Genomic DNA, 17199 nt, shown 5'->3' with positions numbered 1-17199 from the left:
CAATGCGTATCTCCAGCTCGTCAGGGCTTTTCGCAGGTAATCGCGTCCTTCGTCGGTTCCAGTGCCAGGGCATCCACCGTGGATCCTTAGTATCTTGACCTTCTTTCGATTTCATCACGGCAACAACGTTGCTGAATCGCCGTGTGGTTCGCTCTTCTTGCTCTCTCGCTTCTCGGTTGTCATGCGTCTCGCCTCGTTCGAGGCTCAGAAACTATATGCCCTGCTTTGAGATCTGTCAACTCCCTGTGAAGAGGGCCTGCGTGGTACGCTCCGGCTATGCAGGTTCGATTGCTGTTTTTCGCCCGCCTGAAGCAGGAAACGGGGCTGGATCAGGAGCTTCTGGAGGTTCCTGCTGGGGCCACTGTGCGCGAAGTGGCCAGGCTGGCAGAAGACCGGCACGGCGTCTCGCTGAAGGGGTGCATGGTGGCGGTGAATGAAGCCTACGCTTCACCCGAGCAGGAACTGGCCGGCGGAGACGAGGTGGCTTTTCTGCCCCCCGTGGCCGGAGGAACGCAGGAAGCCACGCACACGGACGTTACGGCACAGCCCCTGAGTCTGGAGCGGGCCGACGCTTTTCTGGTGCGTCCAGAATGCGGCGCTCAGGCCTACTTCGTCGGGACGGTACGCAGCCCCAACCAGGGCAAGCACGTGAACTGGATCGAGTACGAGGGCTTCATTCCGATGGGCCGCAAGGTCATGGACGAGGCCGCCGCTGCCGCCAGAGCGGAGTACGGCGAGTTGCGCGTGTTCATCGAGCACCGCCTGGGGCGCGTGTTGCCCGGTGAGGCCAGTATTCTGATCGGCGTGGCGAGTCCCCACCGCCGGGCAGCGCTGGAAGCGTGTGATTTTCTGATCGAGCATCTGAAAGTTCATGTCCCTGTCTGGAAGCACGAGGCCGACGAAGACGGGGAACACTGGGTACAGGGCCAGACCGGAAGCGAGACGCTTTAAGAGGTGCAGTGCCCCCTGCGCCTTACTCTTTTCAGGCGCCGAGGTTGATGACGTTGCAGGTACAGCGGGCGACACTGGTCACGCGGCCTTGCTCGTCCCTGATTTCGATGTTCCAGACGTGAAGGCTGCGGCCCCGGTGAACGATGTTGGCTTCGCCGGTCACGTAGCCTTCGCTGACGCCGCGCACGTGGGTGGCGCTGACATCCACGCCCACGGCGCCCTGACGGGTCGAGTTGATGTTCATGAAAGAACCCAGGCTCGCCAGTTCCTCGGCCAGGGCCAGGTTGGCGCCGCCGTGTAGACGCCCGGCAGGTTGCCGGTTCCCGGCCACAGGCATGACGGCCACCACGCGGTCCCTGGTGACGCTGGTCAGGCGAATGCCCAGGTGTTCGCCGAGCGTGCCGGGCAGACCCTTTCCTTCCGGGCCGTTCATGAAGTCCGCGATGGCCTCTGGGCTGAGCTCGTGGACATTCTCGGGCAACTCGAACTGAACGGGCGGGCGGCTCATGCGTTCAGGATAAACGCTATGTGGGGCGAAACGCGCGGTCAGTCTGGAATGAGGTCTGCCGGATCAGGAATCAGGCAGGCCTGGAACGCGTTTTCGTACTCCGCTTTGTCCAGCCCCTTGCCGATGAACACCAGTTCGGAGGTGCCGTCCCCGCCATCCCAGGCGTCGGCGGTGAACAGGTCGCGCACCGCCTGAAACAGGATGCGCTGCGGATAACCGTGCAGGTCGAGGAAGCCCTTCACACGCAGAACCTCGCTGGGGCGCGCGAGGATGTACTCGGTCATGAAGCGCTGCCACAGGTAAGGGTCGAGGGGCCGGTCGGCGTGCAGGGTGAAGGTTTTGAGACCGGGCGTGTGCTGCACAGGTTCGGCTTGCACGGACTCACCCGACTCGAAGTGGCGCGGGTCGAAGTCGTCACGGGACAGCAGGCTGTCGGCGTCCACCTGCCCCTGCTCGACACGCACGACGCGGCCCAGGGGGTTCACGCCGCGCAGAACCTCTTCTGCATGCGCCAGCAGCACCGGGTCGGCCAGGTCGGTTTTGTTGATGACCACCACGTTGGCGTAAGCCAGTTGCCGTGCCGCTTCGGGGTGTTCGCGCAGGGTTTGCAGGATGTGACGGGCGTCCACCACCGCCACCAGCGACGTGACCTTGAAGGCCGCCCGCACAGAACGGTCTAACAGTGTGGTGAGTACCGGGGTCGGGTCGGCCAGGCCGCTGAGTTCCACGATCACCGCGTCGGGTTTCTGCTCACGCATGGCGATACTGACCAGGGCCCGAATCAGGTCGTCCCGGCCCGAGCAGCACAGGCACCCCGCCGTGAGTTCCTGAATATCCCCATACCCATCAGAATCAGTCAGGCGCTCGATCAGGGTGCCGTCCACGCCCGTCTGCCCGAACTCGTTCACGATGATGCCCAGCCGATGCGGCAGGCTGCGAATCAGGTGGTTTACCAGCGTCGTTTTCCCGGCCCCCAGGAACCCCCCGATGACCAGGACGGGAATGCGTTCGTCGGCGGTGGGAAACGTCATTCACAGATAGTACGCGGTCGGCGGGCCAGCGAACATAAAACGGGAACCGTGGAAAAAGCGGGGCAGAGAACCGTCCTGTCCTCCGCCCCAATGTCTTCCCGCTTTTACTGCGACCCGCCTACATGCCCCGGCTGGCGAGGGTCAGGATGACCTGCGCGAGGATGATCTTGGCGATCATGGCGACGGGGTACACGCTGGCATAGCCTATTTCGGGCGCTTCGTTGCCCGTGCGTTCGCCAGCGTACCCGAGGACGGCGGGGTGGGTTTGCAGGCCGGACAGGACGCCCGTGGCGATGCTGAAGGGGATTTTCAGCAGCCGGTGCCCGATCCACAGGGTCAGGGCAGCGGTCAGGCCGGTGAGGATCACGCCGCCCAGGAACATCAGCAGGCCCTGGAGGCTGCCGATCTGCGCGGCGAACTTGCTGCCGCTGCGCAGGCCCACGCCCGCCAGGAACAGGGCCAGGCCAAATTGCCGCAGGGTCAGGTTGGCGCTGTAGGGAATGGTCCACAGTAACCGTCCGGTGCGGCCCAGGGCGCCCAGCAGCAGCCCGACCAGCAGCGAACCTCCGGCCACGCCCAGCTGGAAAGTGGTGCCGCCCGGCAGCGGAATGGGGAAGGCCCCCAGCAGCAGCCCCACCGTGAGGCCCAGGCTGAAGGTCAGCAGGTTGATCTCCGAGAGGTGTTTGTAGGAGTCTCCGAAGAAGCGGGTGACCTCCTGAACGCGCTCGACGGGCGTGACGACGCGCACGCGGTCACCCAGTTCCAGAATGGTGTCGCCGTTCGGCACGATGTCCCGGTCACCGCGCCGCACGCGCGTGAGGGTGGCGCCGAAACGGTTGTGGAAGTGCAGTTCCTTTAGGCTCCGGCCTGCCACCTGTGGGTTCGACACGAAGATGCGCCGGAAATCCAGTTGGCTGCGGTCAGCGGCCAGGGATTCGGCGTGCGGCGTACCGAGTGCCGCAGTGACCTGCCTCACGTCGGCGGGTGTGCCGATCACGGAGATGATGTCACCGGCCTGGAGCACGTCGCCTGGTTCCGCGAGTTCCATTTTCCCCTCGTGCGAGATGCGGCCGAACAGGATGGGCCAGCGGTTTTTCTTCACCAGGTCGAGCAGGCTGCCGGACTGGTTTTCGCGAACCAGGATGGACTGGCTGACCAGTTCTTCGCTAGCCAGGTGCAGGTCGCGGGCTTCCTGGCCGTAATTCACCCTGAAGGCTTTCTCCAGGAAGAAAATGGCGAGCATCACGCCGATGACGCCCATGGGGTAGGCGATGGAGTAGGTGACGACCGGATCGCCGACCCCCTCGCGGGAGCCGATGGCCTGGATGACCCCGGCCAGGGCGGGCGTGTTCGTGAGGGAACCGGCGTACAGCCCGGCCGTCTGACCCGGCGCGAGGCCCAGCAGGCGGCCCATTCCCAGCGTCAATACGGCGGCAGCCACCAGCATGCCGAGCACCAGGGCGTTGCGGCGCAGACCCTCGCGGTTCAGGGACTGCACGAAGTGGTGGCCGCTGGCCAGAGCAATGGTGTACACGAACAGGGCAAGCCACAGTTCGTACACGATGGGGTCGAGTTTGATGTCCGCGTTCAGGGCGCTGATAAGCAGGCCGGCAAACAGCACGCCGGCGGCCCCCAGACTGAACCCGAAAATGCGGACGCTGCCAATCAGGAATCCGAGCAGCAGAACCACGAAGACCGTCAGGGTAGGGTTCTCGACAAGAATATTCAGCATATGGCCTCTTTAAGCGTTAAGCAGTTCTCCGAATTCCGTTCTGCGTAGAACATCACTCCGCATAACTCCATTCTCTATCCTGCTCATCTAAATTCACTCGCACCGCTCGAACAAAAAGCACTCCGTTCTTTTGTCGAATGCTCTAAGCAGTGAAGGTTGACCCTGCTTCGTCCATTTACCTTACCCTTTTAGTGTCAGGAGTACGCAATTTCTGTCCCGCAGACTCGATCACCGTGACTCCCTGCGCTTCGAAGGCTGTGCGGGCCGCGTCGGGCGCTTCATCGGTCACCCAGGCGTGCAGCTCATTCAACGGCGCGAAGGTGGCGAACCCGGCGTGGCCCCACTTGCTGGCGTCGGCGATGAGCACGCTCTGGCGGGCCCGCCGCATGATGGCCGCCTTCTGCTGCGCCTCCACCCCGTTGCTGTTGGTGACGCCGCCGGCCGGATCGATGCTGGTACACCCCACGAAAAAGAGGTCGTAGTTGTACCGGGCCACCGTTTGCAGGGCGTCCGGCCCGGTCAGGCTGTACGTGCTGCCGTACACCTCGCCGCCCACCACGTAGAGCGGGCATTCGCCGTTCAGTTCATAGGCCACATCGATACCGTGGGTCACGACTCGCAGCGTCCGCGTCAAGGGACGCTGGGCCTTCAAAGCCCGCGCCACTGCCAGGGCGGTGGTTCCCGCATCCAGATAAACGGTCTGCCCCGGCTGAACGAGGGTCAACGCCGCCTGCGCCAGTCCTTCTTTGCCCGCCTGGTTGATGTTCTGCCGGTCGCGGTACTGCTGATCCTGGTTGGCCTGTTGACCTGGCGACAGCGCCGCGCCGCCGTGCAGCTTGCGAATCAGTCCGCGCTGAGCAAGCGTGTCGAGGTCGCGCCGCATGGTCGCCCCACTCACGCCCACCAGTTCCGTGAGGGCGGTGGTGCGCAGCGTGCCGTGCTGATTCAAAAGGTCAAGGATGCGGGTCAGGCGTTCCTCAGCAAGCGGAGCAGTCATGTCCAGGGAGTTTAACTCAACTTCGCGCAAAATTGCTCAGGGTTCTTGATGGGCACTCGACGGCTTCTCAGACTGTATATGCCCGCCAGCAAAGGTAAAGCCATGCCCAGCCTGCAACGTCCCGCATCGCTTGCACTTGACTTCCTGATGATTTATGATCTTAATTGCTCAAAATTGATCACACTTTGTCAGAACCAGCACACCGCAGGAGGGGCAGGATGATTGAACTTCCGCAACAACTCGTCAGGGTCGGCGCAAGCGCCCGCAGCAAGGACGACGCCATCGCGCAGGTGGCCGCGCTGCTGGCTACGGGCGGCCACATCGACCCCACTTACCTGGAGGGCATGCGGGTGCGCGAAACACAGGCGAACACCTACCTGGGCAACGGCATTGCCATTCCGCACGGCACCCCCGACTCCCGCCACCTGATCCGCAAAACGGGCATTGCCGTACTGCAACTCCCACAGGGCATTCAGTGGGGCGCGGATGGCGAGCGCGTCCACCTGGTGGTGGGCATTGCCGCCGCGAGTGACGAGCACCTGGACATCCTGCGCCGCCTGACCCGCGTGCTGGGCGACGAGGAAGGTGTGAAAAGGCTGTGGGTCACGCCGAACCCGGCGGATATCGTCGAGGCGCTGACCGGGGAACGGCCTGCCAGTGTGGCCGCCGTGGCGTCTGCCCTGCCTTACTCCACTCAGGTGACCTTGCCCAACCCGCTGGGCATGCATGCCCGCCCCGCCACGATGCTGGCAGGCCTGGTCAAGAAATCCGGCGCAAAAGTCCGCCTGAGCCGCGACGCCGCGCTGTCTGGTGGGCGCTCGGCCGACGCGACGAAACTCATGGAGCTGCTGGGCCTGGGACTGAACAGAGGCAGTACCATTACCGTTAGCAGCGACAGCGAGGCCACGCTGAAGGCCGTGGTAGACGCCATCCATGCCGGCCTGGGCGACGACCTGAGCGTGACCCCGGCCGGGGCCGGGGCCGCGAAACGTCAGCGCGACTGGCAACCCGCGAATCCCGGCACGACGCTGGAGGGCGTGGGGGCCGCCGACGGTCTGGTGGTCGGCGTGACGCGCCAGCACGCGCCAAAAGCCCTGAACGTGGTGGACACCCCCACTGACCCCGCCGAGGCCGCCGCGCAACTCGACGCCGCCCTGCAAGCTGCCGACGCCGACCTGGACAACATGATCGCGGACGTGGAGGCGAAGTTCGGCGCCGAGAAAGCCGCTATTTTCGGGGCTCACAAGGAACTGCTGGCCGACGAAGGCACCGTACAGGAAGCCGTTGCGCGCATTCTGGACGGTCACGGGGCCGCGTGGGCCTACCAGCAGGCGACGAATGAACGCATTGCCAGTTTGCAAAAACTGGACGACCCGACGCTGGCGGCCCGCGCCATCGACCTGAGCGATGTGCAACGCCGCGTGCTGCGTCACCTGCTGGGCATTCACGAGGCCAGTGTTCAGGAAAACAGTGCTCAAACGAACGGCCCGGTGATTCTGCTTGCACCCGACCTGACCCCCAGCGACACCGCCCGCCTGGGACCGGACACCGTGCTGGGCTTCGCCACCGCGCAGGGCGGCCCCACCAGCCATACCGCGATCATTGCGCGCGGGCTGGGCCTGCCCGCCATGGTCGCCAGCGGGGACGGCGTGCTGGACGTTCCCGACGGCACCCCCGCGATTCTGGACGGTTCGGCGGGCTTCCTGTACCTGAACCCCAGCGCAGCCGACGTGCAAGCCGCCCGTGACCGCATGGCCGTGCTGGAACATGAACGCGAAACTGCCCGCGCCGCCCGCCACCAGCCGGGGGCCACCCGCGACGGCGTGCGGGTGGAAGTGGCGGCGAACATCAACCGCGCGGGTGACGCCGCCGGGGCGCTGGAAGCCGGCGCGGAAGGCGTGGGCCTGATGCGCACCGAATTTCTGTTTCTGGAACGCGACAGCATTCCCAGCGAGGACGATCAGGAACAGGAATACCGCGCCATGGCCGCCGCGCTGGGCGATAAACCCCTGATTATCCGCACGCTGGACATCGGCGGGGACAAGGAAGTGCCGTACCTGGGGCTGGCGCGCGAGGACAACTCCTTTCTGGGGATTCGCGGCGTCCGGTTGTGCTTCGAGCGGCCGGACCTGTTCCTGCCGCAACTTCGCGCCATTGCCCGCGTGGCGAAGGACCACCCGAACGTCCATGTGATGTTCCCCATGATTTCCACCCTGGAGGATTTCCGCCGCGCCCGCGCCATCCTCGACGACGTGCGGAAGGAACTGGGAGCACCGAGCATCCCGCTGGGCGTGATGATCGAGGTGCCTTCCGCGGCCCTGATCGCCGACCAACTGGCGCCGGAAGTGGAGTTCTTCAGCGTCGGCACAAATGACCTGACGCAGTACACCCTGGCGATGGACAGGATGCACCCGCAACTGGCCCGCCAGACAGACGCCATGCACCCAGCCGTGCTGCAACTGATCCGGTTGACGGTGGGCGCCGCCACACGGCACGGCAAATGGGTGGGCGTGTGCGGCGGCGCCGCCGGGGACGAAGTGGGCGCCCTGGTGCTGGCCGGGCTGGGCGTCAAGGAACTGTCCGTCAGCACTCCCCAGATTCCCGGCGTGAAGGCCGCCCTGCGCGGGCGCAGCAGTACCGAACTGCAAGACCTGGCCGCGCGAGCCCTGCAACAGCCCGACGCCGCCTCCGTCCGCTCACTTGTGAAGGGGTGATGCTATGGGTCATACACGGGTCGTTACCCTGACACTGAATCCGGCGCTGGACATGACTGTGCGTGCCGACGGCTGGCAACAGAACACCGTGAACAGCGGGCAGGACATGCACCTGAACGCGGGCGGCAAGGGCGTGAATGTCGCTTCCTTCCTGGCCGACTGGGGCGTGAACGTGACCGCCACGGGCCTGCTGGGCCGCGAGAACGCCAGTGCCTTCGACACGCTGTTCCGCGCCAAGCACATCGAGGACGCCTTCATTCGCGTGCCCGGTTCCACCCGCGTGGGCGTGAAAATCGTGGATCACGCCAGGCAGCAGACCACGGACATCAACCTGCCCGGCCTGACAGCCACGCCGGAATTCTTGCAGACGCTGGAAGCGAAACTGGCCGAGTTGAGCGCCACCCATGACGTCTTCGTCCTGGCCGGCAGCCTTCCCCCTGGCGTCGGGAGCGACTACTACGCGAATCTCGTGGGCCAGCTCCGTCAGGCGGGGAAATTCGTTGCGCTGGACACCAGCGGCCCTGCCCTGAACGCCGCTTTAGAGGCCGACACGCTGCCGAACCTGGTCAAGCCCAACAATCACGAACTCTCCGCCGCCCTGGGAAAAGAGTTGAACAGCGAAACCGATCTGCTGGACGCTGCCCAGGCCCTCCTGAAACGCGGTGTGGAACTCGTCGCCATCTCGCAGGGGGAAGAAGGCGCGCTGCTGGTCACGCCGGGCGACATCGTGAAGGCCAGGCCGCCCCGCGTGCAGGTCGTCTCCACCGTCGGCGCAGGGGACGCGATGGTCGCGGGCCTCGTCGCCGCGCATCTGGAGAGGCTGCCCCTGGCCGCCGCCGCCCGCCGTGCCACCAGCTTCAGTGTCGGCAACATCACCCGGCTGGGCGCACATTTGCCGCCCAGAGCGGAACTGGACGACATCGCCGCACGAGTGGACGTGAGCGCCATCAGACCCGCAGACCCTCTCAAGGTCTGACCGCCCGAACCCCTGTTCTTTTGCCGCCTGACATTTCAACTGTCAGGCGCTCAGACCTCCGAAGGAGACATTTCATGGCTAAATTGGTTGCTGTTACGGCGTGTCCGACTGGGATTGCCCATACGTTCATGGCGGCCGAAGCGCTCAGGCGCGCGGCGCTTTCGGCGGGGCATGAGATTCGCGTGGAGACGCAGGGAAGCGTAGGAACGACGGACGCCCTGACCCCGGCGGAGATTGCGGCGGCGGACGCGGTCATTCTGGCCACGGACGTGCGCGTGGACGAGTCGCGTTTTGCCGGCAAGAAGCTGATTCAGGCCAGTTCCCAGGAGGCGATCCGGAACGCGGCGGGCCTGGTGGCCCAGGTGGGCGGCAGCGCGGCGAGCGCAGCGGCTGCGCCCGTGGCAGGCGGGAAGAAGTACATCATCGGCATTACCTCCTGCCCGACGGGAATTGCCCACACTTTTATGGCCGCCGAGGGCCTGGAAGGCGGCGCGAAGGCCCTGGGGTACGACGTGAAAATCGAGACCCAGGGCAGCGTAGGAGCGGGGAATCCGCTCACGCCGGACGATGTTCGCCGGGCCGATCTGGTGGTCATCGCGGCGGATACCAACGTGGATCTGAGCCGTTTTGCCGGCAAGCGCCTTTACAGCACCGGCACGAAACCCGCGATCAAGGACGGCGCGGCGGTCATTCGCACAGCGGAGCAGCAGGCCGCCGTGCAGGGTGGAGGCAGCCTGGGTGGGAGCGGCGCAGTCGCGGCCTCTGGAGATTACGTGGCCGCAGCGGCGGCGGCCAAAGCGGCCGAAAATGCCGGGGTGCCCAGTTTCTATAAGCACCTGATGACAGGCGTGTCGCACATGCTGCCCTTCGTGGTGGCGGGCGGCCTGCTGATTGCGCTGGGGTTTGCGTTCGGGGGGATCAACCCCGCGCCCGGCTCGTTCGGCGACACGATCAAGAACATTGGGGGAAACGGCGCTTTCCAGTTGTTCATTCCGGTGCTGGCCGGGTACATCGCTTTTTCCATCGCGGATCGTCCCGGTCTGGCGCCGGGCATGGTGGGCGGGTTGATGGCGATGCAGGGCGGCAGCGGCTTCCTGGGCGGGATGATCGCGGGCTTTATAGCGGGCTACCTCACGCGCTGGCTCAATCAGGGGATTCGCCTGCCGCGCACGCTGGAGGGCCTGAAGCCCACCTTGCTGCTGCCGCTGCTGGGAACGCTGCTGACAGGCCTGCTGATGTTCTACGTGGTGGGTAAACCCGTCGCGGCGGCGCTGACCGCGGCGACCACCTGGCTCCAGGGATTGCAGGGAACCTCGGCGAGCATCCTGGGCGCAATCCTCGGCGGGATGATCGCCTTCGACATGGGCGGCCCCATCAACAAGGCGGCGTACACCTTCAGTACGGGCCTGCTGACCGAAAAGAACTACCTGCCGATTGCTGCCGCCATGGCCGCCGGCATGACACCCCCACTGGCGCTGTTTCTGGCGACGCGCTTTTTCAGGAACCGCTTCACGAAAGAAGAGATCGAGGCGGGCAAAGCGGCGGGCGTGCTGGGCATCGCCTTCATCACGGAAGGCGCTATTCCCTTCGCGGCGCGTGACCCGCTGCGCGTCATTCCGTCGCTGATGGTCGGCAGCGCCGTGGCCGGGGCCATGAGCATGGCCTTCCGTTGCCAGTTGCACGCCCCCCACGGCGGCATTTTCGTGCTGGCCATTCCGGGCGCGGTCGATCACCTGCCCATGTACACGGTGTCCATCCTGGCGGGAACGCTGGTCAGCACCCTGATGCTGGGCCTCCTGAAGAAACCTATCGCGCCGGCCGCGCCCCTGGCCGAGCAGCAGGCCGTGGCGACCGACTGAGCGAACGGCTCTCGTCCGTAACGGAAAACAAGAGGCGCCCCAGGTTAACCGGGGCGCCTCTTGTTTTCTCTTTTCCTCGCTCAGGCGTACTGCTGGCGCATCAGCATCAGTTTCAGTTCGTGGGGGCTGGTGGCGGAGAGAACCGCGTCGTCCTGGGTCATCTGGCCGGTCTGCACGAGGTTCACCAGGCACTGGTCGAAGGTGTGCATGCCGATCATGCCGCCTTCCATCAGGGCCTGCTTGATTTCGTCCAGGCGATCCGGGTCTTTGATGCACTCGCGGACGGTGGGGGTGGCCAGCATGACTTCCATGCCCAGCACGCGCCCACCACCGTTGCGCGGCAAGAGGCGCTGGCTGACGATGCCGACCATACTTTCCGAGAGCGCCTGGCGAATCTGTTCGCGTTCGTGCGGGGCGAAGAAATCGATGATGCGGTTGACGGTGCGAATGGCGTCCTGGGTGTGCAGGGTGCTCAGCACCAGGTGACCCGTCTGGGCCGCCGAGAGGGCCGCCTCCACCGTTTCCTTGTCGCGCATCTCGCCGATCAGGATGATGTCGGGGTCCTGGCGCATGGCGGCCCGCAGGCCGTTGGCGAACGACAGGGTATCGATGCCCAGTTCGCGCTGGTTGATCATGGCCTGCTTGTCCTTGTGCAGGATTTCGATGGGGTCTTCCAGGGTCACGATGTTCACGGGCTGGGTGGTGTTGATGTGGTCGATCAGGCTGCCCAGGGTGGTGGTTTTGCCGGAGCCGGTGGGGCCGGTCACCAGGATCAGGCCGCGTTCGTGCTCGGCCAGACGCATAAAGGTTTCGACGGGCAGGCCCAGTTCCTCGAAGGTGGGAAGAGGTTTGTCCTCGATGACGCGCATGATGAGGCCGACAGTACCGCGCTGAAAGTAGGCGTTCACGCGAAACCGCGCCAGGCCGGACAGGCCGTAGGCAAAGTCGGCCTCGCGCTTTTGTAGGAAGACCTCCCACATCTCCTTGCGGGGCATCATTTCGCGCACGAATTCGGCCACGTGGTCGGGCATCAGGCGCGTGTCGCTGAACCGTTTGATGACCCCGTCGACGCGCCCGGCGGGGGGGGAACCGGCGCGCAGGTGAATGTCGCTGGCTCCCTCCTTCACGAGGACAGTGAGGAGACCCTGGAGGATGCTGGCACTCATACCCTTTACCGTACCTGGGCGGGTCTTACAGCTTTAGTGCAGCCCCACCCATGGGTGCAGCCCCGGCCAGGTGAGGCCGCGCGGCTTCCCACACCGCCCCGGCGACCTGTTCAGGCGCCTGGCCGGCGTCCAGCACGACAAAGCGCTGCGGCTCCTGGCGGGCCAGTTCAAGAAACCCCTGGCGGACACGCTGGTGAAAAGCCAGGTCGGCGCGTTCCAGCCGGTCGGGTTGCCCGCGCGCGGCGGCGCGCTCCAGGCCCACCGCCGGGTCGAGGTCGAGCAGCAGCGTCAAATCCGGTTTCAGGCCGCCCGTGACCTCCTGCGTGATGCCCCGCAGCAGCGGCAGCGGCAACCCGCGTCCGGCGCCCTGGTACGCCAGCGACGAGTCGAAGTAACGGTCACAGATCACGACCTCTCCCCTGCTCAGCGCGGGCCGGATCACATCTTGCACCAGTTGCGCCCGGCTGGCCGAGTACAGCAGAAACTCCGGCAGGGCGTGCATGTCCAGACCGGGATCGAGCAGCACCTCCCGCACCCGCGTGCCGAAGGGGGTGCCGCCTGGTTCCCGCGTGACCACCGCCGCGATCCCCACACCTTGCAGCGCCTCGACCAGCCGCGCCAGTTGCGTGCTTTTTCCGGCACCCTCCGGCCCCTCGAAAGTGATGAACAGGCCAGCCATCAGCCGCCACTCCGCAAGGCCAGGGGGCACAGGAGCGAAGACCCGCAGGACAGCTCATCCCCACCGTGTTTTTCTACAGCCCACAGCCGCATTACAGCCCGGTGGGGAAATTCAGGAACTGCCACGGCAACCCGAAGGTGTCCTCGATTCTGGCAGCCAGCGCCCGGACACCGAAGACTTCGGTTTCGTAGTGGCCGGCGTAGATGACATTGATGCCGTGCTCGAAGGCGTCGTGGAAATGTTTGTGGGCGGGTTCACCGGTCAACAGGGTGTCCAGGCCCAGCGCGGCGGCTTCCGCGACACTGCCGGAACCCTCGCCGGAGACGATGCCGACGCGGTGAACGATCGGGCCGCCGCCCCCATGCACCAGGCAGATTTCTCCGGTGAGTTTCTGCACGCGGTCGGCAAAGTCCTGCAAGGTGAGTTCGCGCGGCAGTTCCCCGGCCATGCCGATTTTATGGCCCATCCAGTCGCCGAAGGGCTGGGTGTTCTGAAGGCTGAGCGCGCCGGCGATCATGGCGTTGTTTCCCACTTCGGGGTGGGCGTCGAGGGGAATGTGCGCGGCGTACAGGTTCAGGTCGGCCATCAGGGCAGTGCGGATGCGCTGCCCGTGCGGCCCGGTCACGGGCAGGGGCTTGCCCCAGAACAGCCCGTGATGAACGAGCAGGATGTCTGCTCCGGCATCGGCGGCGGCCTGGAGGGTTTGCAAGCTGGTGTCCACGCTGGCAGCGACACGGCGGATAACGTCCGTTCCCTGGATTTGCAGGCCGTTCAGGCTGGGGTCGGGCCACTGGCCCACCTTCAGGTAATCGTTCAACCACTTGACCAGGTCGTCACGGCCCACTTCAGGCACTTGAGGTTCAGGCACTTGAGTCACCCGCGCAGTGTAGCCCGCCTGCCCCTCTGGCAGGATGCCCACAAAAAGAAATCCCCACGCGTGGTGGGGAATTTTTCCTGTCTGGCGGGCCCTGAAGGACTTGAACCCTCGACCTACGGTTTTGGAGACCGCCGCTCTACCAACTGAGCTAAGAACCCTGATCACCCGGTTGCGGGCCTGAGCAGAGTAGCAGACTGCTGCGGCAGCTGCAAGCCGGGCGCTGCTGCCTGGCCCAGGTTGTCCAGGGAAGATAAGGAAATGCTCATGGTGCGATGTAAATGCCGCCGTGACTGGCGCAGTACGGTGAACCTGACGAGATGCCAAGCGTGTCGCCCGGCACGCTTGAGCAAAACCCAAGCCGTCACTTTCACCCACTTGACAAGGTATATCTCCCTCAAGTTCCGTCTGCCGCGCGGCTGGAAGAAGCGAGCGCCGCCAGCAGACCCCCGCAGCTTCAGGAGGAAACATGAACACGGCAGACCTGATCCAGTCCTACTTCGATGGTGACAACGCCCTGCGGCTCGGGCAGGCGGTCGGCCTCGACGGCGCCCAGGCCCAGCAGGCCCTGAGCCTGGGCCTGCCGCTGCAGGTCAGTGCCCTGGCCGACCACGCCGCGCAGCCGCAGGGGCAGGCCCAGATCATGGAGGCCATTGCCAGCCTGCCGCAATTTGGCAGCATCGCCGAGGTGCTGGGTACGGCGGACGGCGCGGACAACCTGCAACGGGCAGGTGAACTCCTGGCCCCGGCCCTCCTGGGCGGTCAGGCCGAGAGCATCGTGAACTCGGTCACCGGCCAGGTGGGCGGCAGCGTGGCCAGCACTGCGGGCGGCGTGCAGAAACTGTTGCAGATGGCTCTGCCGCTGCTGCTGAGCTTGCTGGGCCGCCAGGGCGTGAGCGCCGCGAGCCTGGGCAGCCTCCTGGGCGGCCTGAGAAACCCGAGAATGGCTGAGAGGACTGAAGGCGTTGCCGGCACAGTGGCGGGCGCGGCGGGCCTGGCCGGCGCGGTTCCGGCAGCTGAAGCCATTTCAGGCAGCGTGAACCTGCCTGGCGCGGGCGGTGCGGGCACCGTCAACACCATTCTCGACCTGCTGAAAAGCCAGTTCAGCGGCTCGAACGCCGACAAGATCGGCGGCGCGGCCGGGTTCACGGGCGGCGCGGCGGGCCGGGCGGTGCAGGGCGCGTGGCCGGTGGTGCTCAGTGCGCTGGTCAACAAGGGGCGCAGCGATGCCGGGGCAGGCGACCTGCTGAAAATGATGGGGCAGTTCGGGAACCTGACGGACGGCAACGGTACCCTGAACGCCGGAATGCTGGGGGACGCAGCAGAGATGTCGCGCGTGGAAACGCAGGGACGTGGCCTGCTGGGCAGCCTGTTCGGCAACGCGGATGAAATCACGGGTCGCCTGGGCACCGCGCTGGGCGGCAGCGGCCAGAATGCCGGCCGCCTGCTGGCGCTGCTGGCCCCGCTGCTGCTGTCGCTGCTGGGCAAAAAGACCACCGGCATGAACGCCAGCGCCCTGAGCAGCCTGCTGGGCGGCCTGGGCGGGCACCTGAGCAGCCTGCTGCCCGCCGGCCTGAGTGGCCTGGGGGCGCTGCTGGCAGGGCAGGCCGCAGCAGCACCGGCCACAGGCCAGACCGTAGCAGCCACGCCCGCAGTGACGACGGTGGCCGCAACCCCCACCCCCGCGCCGCGCGTGGTGGAAGCGGCCACGCCTACCCCGCGTCCGGTAACGCCGCCCCCCGCCACGACGGCTACTAAAGCCACGACGGTCACGGCTGCCACCACCGAGAAACGTGGCGGCTTCCCGTGGTGGTGGATTCTCTTGCCGCTGCTGCTGCTGGGCGGCTGCTGGCTCACCAACCAGAACCGCACCACCACGCCCGCCACCACGACGGGCTCGGCCTCCAATCAGGCCGCCAGCATCCTAGTGACCAACCCCAGCAGCGACGCGACCCTGCCAGCAGAACCGTTCACCATGAGCGGCACCGGCCCGGCCAACACCACCCTGCGCATCGAGGACGAAGGTCAGGAGGTCGTGCAGGCGACCGTGGACGCCGATGGCCGCTGGAGCGCCGAGCTTCCCGCGCCGACCGCGGGTGAACACACCTACAGCGTGATTGGCGGGGAAGGCGTCCGCAGCGAATTCAAGGTGAACGTCACTGAGGGCGCCACCGGAACGGACGCCACTGGAGGCACCGAGACTGGCAGCACGGACACCACGGGCACAGACAGCACCGAGACTGGCACGACCGACACCGGCAGCACCGCAGCGGGAAGCGGCACCTTTGCCATCAGCGAACCGGCGGCGGACGCCACGCTGGCGGCCGGAGGCTTCGACCTGAAGGGCACCGGGACGGCCGGTGACGAGGTGGAGGTGTTCGAGGACGGCACCAGCCTGGGCAAGGTCAGCATCGGTGACGACGGCAACTGGACGTACCGCGTGGCCTCCCCCGCGGCCGGCGCCCATACCTACAGCGTGAAAGGCCCCGACGGCACGGAACTCGGGAATGTGGCGACCACCGTCGAAGCGGCCACCGGGGATGCCAGCGCCTGCACCAGGGACTACACCCTCAGCATCACGGACGGCCAGACTGTCAGCGAGCCTTTCCGCTTCGGCGGGGAAGGCGGCGCGGGCGGCGCGAAAGGCTACACCGTGACCGTCAAACGCGGCGAGCGCACCATCGGCACCAAGGAGCTGCCGCTCGACGGTGCCTGCGGCTGGAGTTACACCAGCAAACCCGGCCAGGGGGCCATTACCTATGAGGTGCGACCCATAGGTGACAGCGCCGCCGAGCCCCTCAGCATCGTCAACCTGACTGTCGGCAACTGAACCTCATTCGCCCGCTTCATTCATTTAAAGAGCCACTTCTTCGGAGGTGGCTTTTTTTGTTTGCCAGGCGATCATTTTTGCGATTCTAGCGGCCCACTGTCCAGATGCCAGCGAAGTCCACCACCTGCGTGTTCCTGTCCGGCGTGGCGTAGGCGCTGATGCTGCCGTCCAGGTACAGCGCGTCCGGGCACTTCAGGGTGTCGCGGAAAAAGACCGCGAAGCTGTAGAAGTTCACCGGCCCGGCACTGACGGCAAAGCGCACCTTGCCGTCCTCGCACACGCCCACGCCGCTGCGGAGTTTGAAACTGCTGCTGCCCTTGTTGAATTCCGGGTGTAATTTGCCACCCTGCACCAGCAGTGGGCCAGACTGCGTGGCGTAATCGGGGCGCGGGTCGTTATGTTTGTAGGCCTGCGTTTCGGTCACGCCCGCCTGCTGGCCTTTCACCCAGAAAATCCCGTTGGGCAGCAGGGCAAAATTTCCGCCACTGCGGGCATTATTGACCTGCACCAGCGTTTTTCCCTGCTCCACATGCAAGCCCAGCGGTTTCGGGCCGGGCGCGTAAATGCCGCTGTTGGTGGCAAACAGGACAGTCTGCCCCTGTTTTCTAAGGCGGGCCGTCACCTGCGCCAGGGTTCGGTACGGCTGGCCCGTGGTGGGGTTGAGCCAGTGCAGTTGCAGGCGGTCTTTGCCGGGCTCGACCGTGGCCACCGTGTACAGCATGCCGCTTCCCACCACCTGCGTGACTTTCAGGCTGCGCGCCACCGTGCAGGACGTGAGGGCCAGGAACAGGAAGACAGGCAGCAGGCGGACGGGCATCGGCGTCATGATTTCACGTGTGTTTGAGGCCACACTGAGCGCTCTAAGCTGAGCAGTCTGAACTG

The 17199-nt window shown here is 65.6% G+C and carries 13 protein-coding genes, 1 tRNA gene and 1 rRNA gene; 5 read left to right on the top strand and 10 right to left on the bottom strand.

Translation table 11 applies throughout. The features are described 5' to 3' along the window. Positions 1 to 100: ribosomal RNA gene (locus E5Z01_RS11930) — 23S ribosomal RNA — on the bottom strand; the annotation flags it as partial. A 176-nt stretch (positions 101 to 276) separates the two neighbouring features. Between E5Z01_RS11930 and moaD the strand changes: the two genes are divergently transcribed. Next, a complete protein-coding gene (gene moaD, locus E5Z01_RS11925) occupies positions 277 to 951 on the top strand; it encodes a molybdopterin converting factor subunit 1 (protein ID WP_135229560.1) in 675 nt (224 codons plus the stop codon). Positions 952 to 982: 31 nt separating this feature from the next. Here moaD and E5Z01_RS11920 read toward each other — a convergent pair whose 3' ends face one another. The 4 genes from E5Z01_RS11920 to E5Z01_RS11905 form a co-directional block, all read right to left on the bottom strand. Beyond that, complete coding sequence (locus E5Z01_RS11920; protein ID WP_135229559.1) at positions 983 to 1459, bottom strand: PaaI family thioesterase; 477 nt, start codon at positions 1457 to 1459, stop codon at positions 983 to 985. 38 nt (positions 1460 to 1497) lie between these two features. Beyond that, complete coding sequence (locus tag E5Z01_RS11915; protein ID WP_135229558.1) at positions 1498 to 2490, bottom strand: CobW family GTP-binding protein; 993 nt, start codon at positions 2488 to 2490, stop codon at positions 1498 to 1500. Between the two features lie 118 nt (positions 2491 to 2608). Beyond that, positions 2609 to 4222 carry an aspartate:alanine exchanger family transporter gene (locus E5Z01_RS11910; RefSeq protein ID WP_135229557.1) on the bottom strand — a complete coding sequence of 538 codons (1614 nt, stop codon included), beginning with the start codon at positions 4220 to 4222 and terminating at the stop codon, positions 2609 to 2611. Positions 4223 to 4397: 175 nt separating this feature from the next. Then, positions 4398 to 5219 carry a DeoR/GlpR family DNA-binding transcription regulator gene (locus tag E5Z01_RS11905; RefSeq protein ID WP_135229556.1) on the bottom strand — a complete coding sequence of 274 codons (822 nt, stop codon included), beginning with the start codon at positions 5217 to 5219 and terminating at the stop codon, positions 4398 to 4400. A 218-nt stretch (positions 5220 to 5437) separates the two neighbouring features. Here E5Z01_RS11905 and ptsP point away from each other — a divergent pair, with 218 nt between their 5' ends. The 3 genes from ptsP to E5Z01_RS11890 all read left to right on the top strand — a co-directional run bounded on the left by ptsP (position 5438) and on the right by E5Z01_RS11890 (position 10768). Next, the gene (gene ptsP, locus E5Z01_RS11900; protein WP_135229555.1) at positions 5438 to 7933 is read left to right on the top strand and encodes a phosphoenolpyruvate--protein phosphotransferase; all 2496 of its coding nucleotides are present in this window, start codon (positions 5438 to 5440) and stop codon (positions 7931 to 7933) included. Positions 7934 to 7937: 4 nt separating this feature from the next. Next, positions 7938 to 8909, top strand: coding sequence for a 1-phosphofructokinase (gene pfkB, locus E5Z01_RS11895; protein ID WP_135229554.1), 972 nt, complete (start codon positions 7938 to 7940; stop codon positions 8907 to 8909). A 74-nt stretch (positions 8910 to 8983) separates the two neighbouring features. Further along, positions 8984 to 10768: a PTS fructose-like transporter subunit IIB gene (locus E5Z01_RS11890; RefSeq protein ID WP_135229553.1), complete on the top strand. Its 1785-nt coding sequence runs from the start codon at positions 8984 to 8986 to the stop codon at positions 10766 to 10768. Positions 10769 to 10848: 80 nt separating this feature from the next. Here E5Z01_RS11890 and E5Z01_RS11885 read toward each other — a convergent pair whose 3' ends face one another. The 4 genes from E5Z01_RS11885 to E5Z01_RS11870 all read right to left on the bottom strand — a co-directional run bounded on the left by E5Z01_RS11885 (position 10849) and on the right by E5Z01_RS11870 (position 13648). Beyond that, complete coding sequence (locus tag E5Z01_RS11885) at positions 10849 to 11934, bottom strand: PilT/PilU family type 4a pilus ATPase (RefSeq protein WP_135229552.1); 1086 nt, start codon at positions 11932 to 11934, stop codon at positions 10849 to 10851. A gap of 25 nt (positions 11935 to 11959) precedes the next feature. Beyond that, positions 11960 to 12616 carry a dTMP kinase gene (gene tmk / locus E5Z01_RS11880; RefSeq protein WP_135229569.1) on the bottom strand — a complete coding sequence of 219 codons (657 nt, stop codon included), beginning with the start codon at positions 12614 to 12616 and terminating at the stop codon, positions 11960 to 11962. Between the two features lie 88 nt (positions 12617 to 12704). After that, positions 12705 to 13490, bottom strand: a complete 786-nt coding sequence (locus tag E5Z01_RS11875) for a Nif3-like dinuclear metal center hexameric protein (protein ID WP_167757893.1) — start codon at positions 13488 to 13490, stop codon at positions 12705 to 12707. Positions 13491 to 13572: 82 nt separating this feature from the next. Beyond that, positions 13573 to 13648 (bottom strand) — tRNA-Trp (locus E5Z01_RS11870). 308 nt (positions 13649 to 13956) lie between these two features. On the opposite strand from E5Z01_RS11870, the gene E5Z01_RS11865 reads away from it, so the two are divergent. Then, positions 13957 to 16317: a DUF937 domain-containing protein gene (locus E5Z01_RS11865; RefSeq protein ID WP_135229551.1), complete on the top strand. Its 2361-nt coding sequence runs from the start codon at positions 13957 to 13959 to the stop codon at positions 16315 to 16317. Positions 16318 to 16402: 85 nt separating this feature from the next. Here E5Z01_RS11865 and E5Z01_RS11860 read toward each other — a convergent pair whose 3' ends face one another. Further along, positions 16403 to 17143 (bottom strand): phosphodiester glycosidase family protein, encoded by a 741-nt coding sequence (locus tag E5Z01_RS11860; RefSeq protein WP_135229550.1) that lies wholly within the window; start codon positions 17141 to 17143, stop codon positions 16403 to 16405. Between the last annotated feature and the right edge of the window lie 56 nt (positions 17144 to 17199).

Origin of the sequence: Deinococcus fonticola, from assembly GCF_004634215.1 — a bacterium.
Lineage (GTDB): Bacteria > Deinococcota > Deinococci > Deinococcales > Deinococcaceae > Deinococcus > Deinococcus fonticola.
Note: the sequence above shows the minus strand (reverse complement) of the source record. Positions and strands in the feature narration are given on the sequence as shown.

Bases quoted from the DNA above. Each gene is read 5' to 3' on its own strand.
- moaD (WP_135229560.1), top strand. From the start codon at position 277: ATGCAGGTTCGATTGCTGTTTTTCGCCCGCCTGAAGCAGGAAACGGGG.
- E5Z01_RS11920 (WP_135229559.1), bottom strand. From the start codon at position 1,459: ATGAGCCGCCCGCCCGTTCAGTTCGAGTTGCCCGAGAATGTCCACGAG.
- E5Z01_RS11915 (WP_135229558.1), bottom strand. From the start codon at position 2,490: ATGACGTTTCCCACCGCCGACGAACGCATTCCCGTCCTGGTCATCGGG.
- E5Z01_RS11910 (WP_135229557.1), bottom strand. From the start codon at position 4,222: ATGCTGAATATTCTTGTCGAGAACCCTACCCTGACGGTCTTCGTGGTT.
- E5Z01_RS11905 (WP_135229556.1), bottom strand. From the start codon at position 5,219: ATGACTGCTCCGCTTGCTGAGGAACGCCTGACCCGCATCCTTGACCTT.
- ptsP (WP_135229555.1), top strand. From the start codon at position 5,438: ATGATTGAACTTCCGCAACAACTCGTCAGGGTCGGCGCAAGCGCCCGC.
- pfkB (WP_135229554.1), top strand. From the start codon at position 7,938: ATGGGTCATACACGGGTCGTTACCCTGACACTGAATCCGGCGCTGGAC.
- E5Z01_RS11890 (WP_135229553.1), top strand. From the start codon at position 8,984: ATGGCTAAATTGGTTGCTGTTACGGCGTGTCCGACTGGGATTGCCCAT.
- E5Z01_RS11885 (WP_135229552.1), bottom strand. From the start codon at position 11,934: ATGAGTGCCAGCATCCTCCAGGGTCTCCTCACTGTCCTCGTGAAGGAG.
- E5Z01_RS11865 (WP_135229551.1), top strand. From the start codon at position 13,957: ATGAACACGGCAGACCTGATCCAGTCCTACTTCGATGGTGACAACGCC.
- E5Z01_RS11860 (WP_135229550.1), bottom strand. From the start codon at position 17,143: ATGACGCCGATGCCCGTCCGCCTGCTGCCTGTCTTCCTGTTCCTGGCC.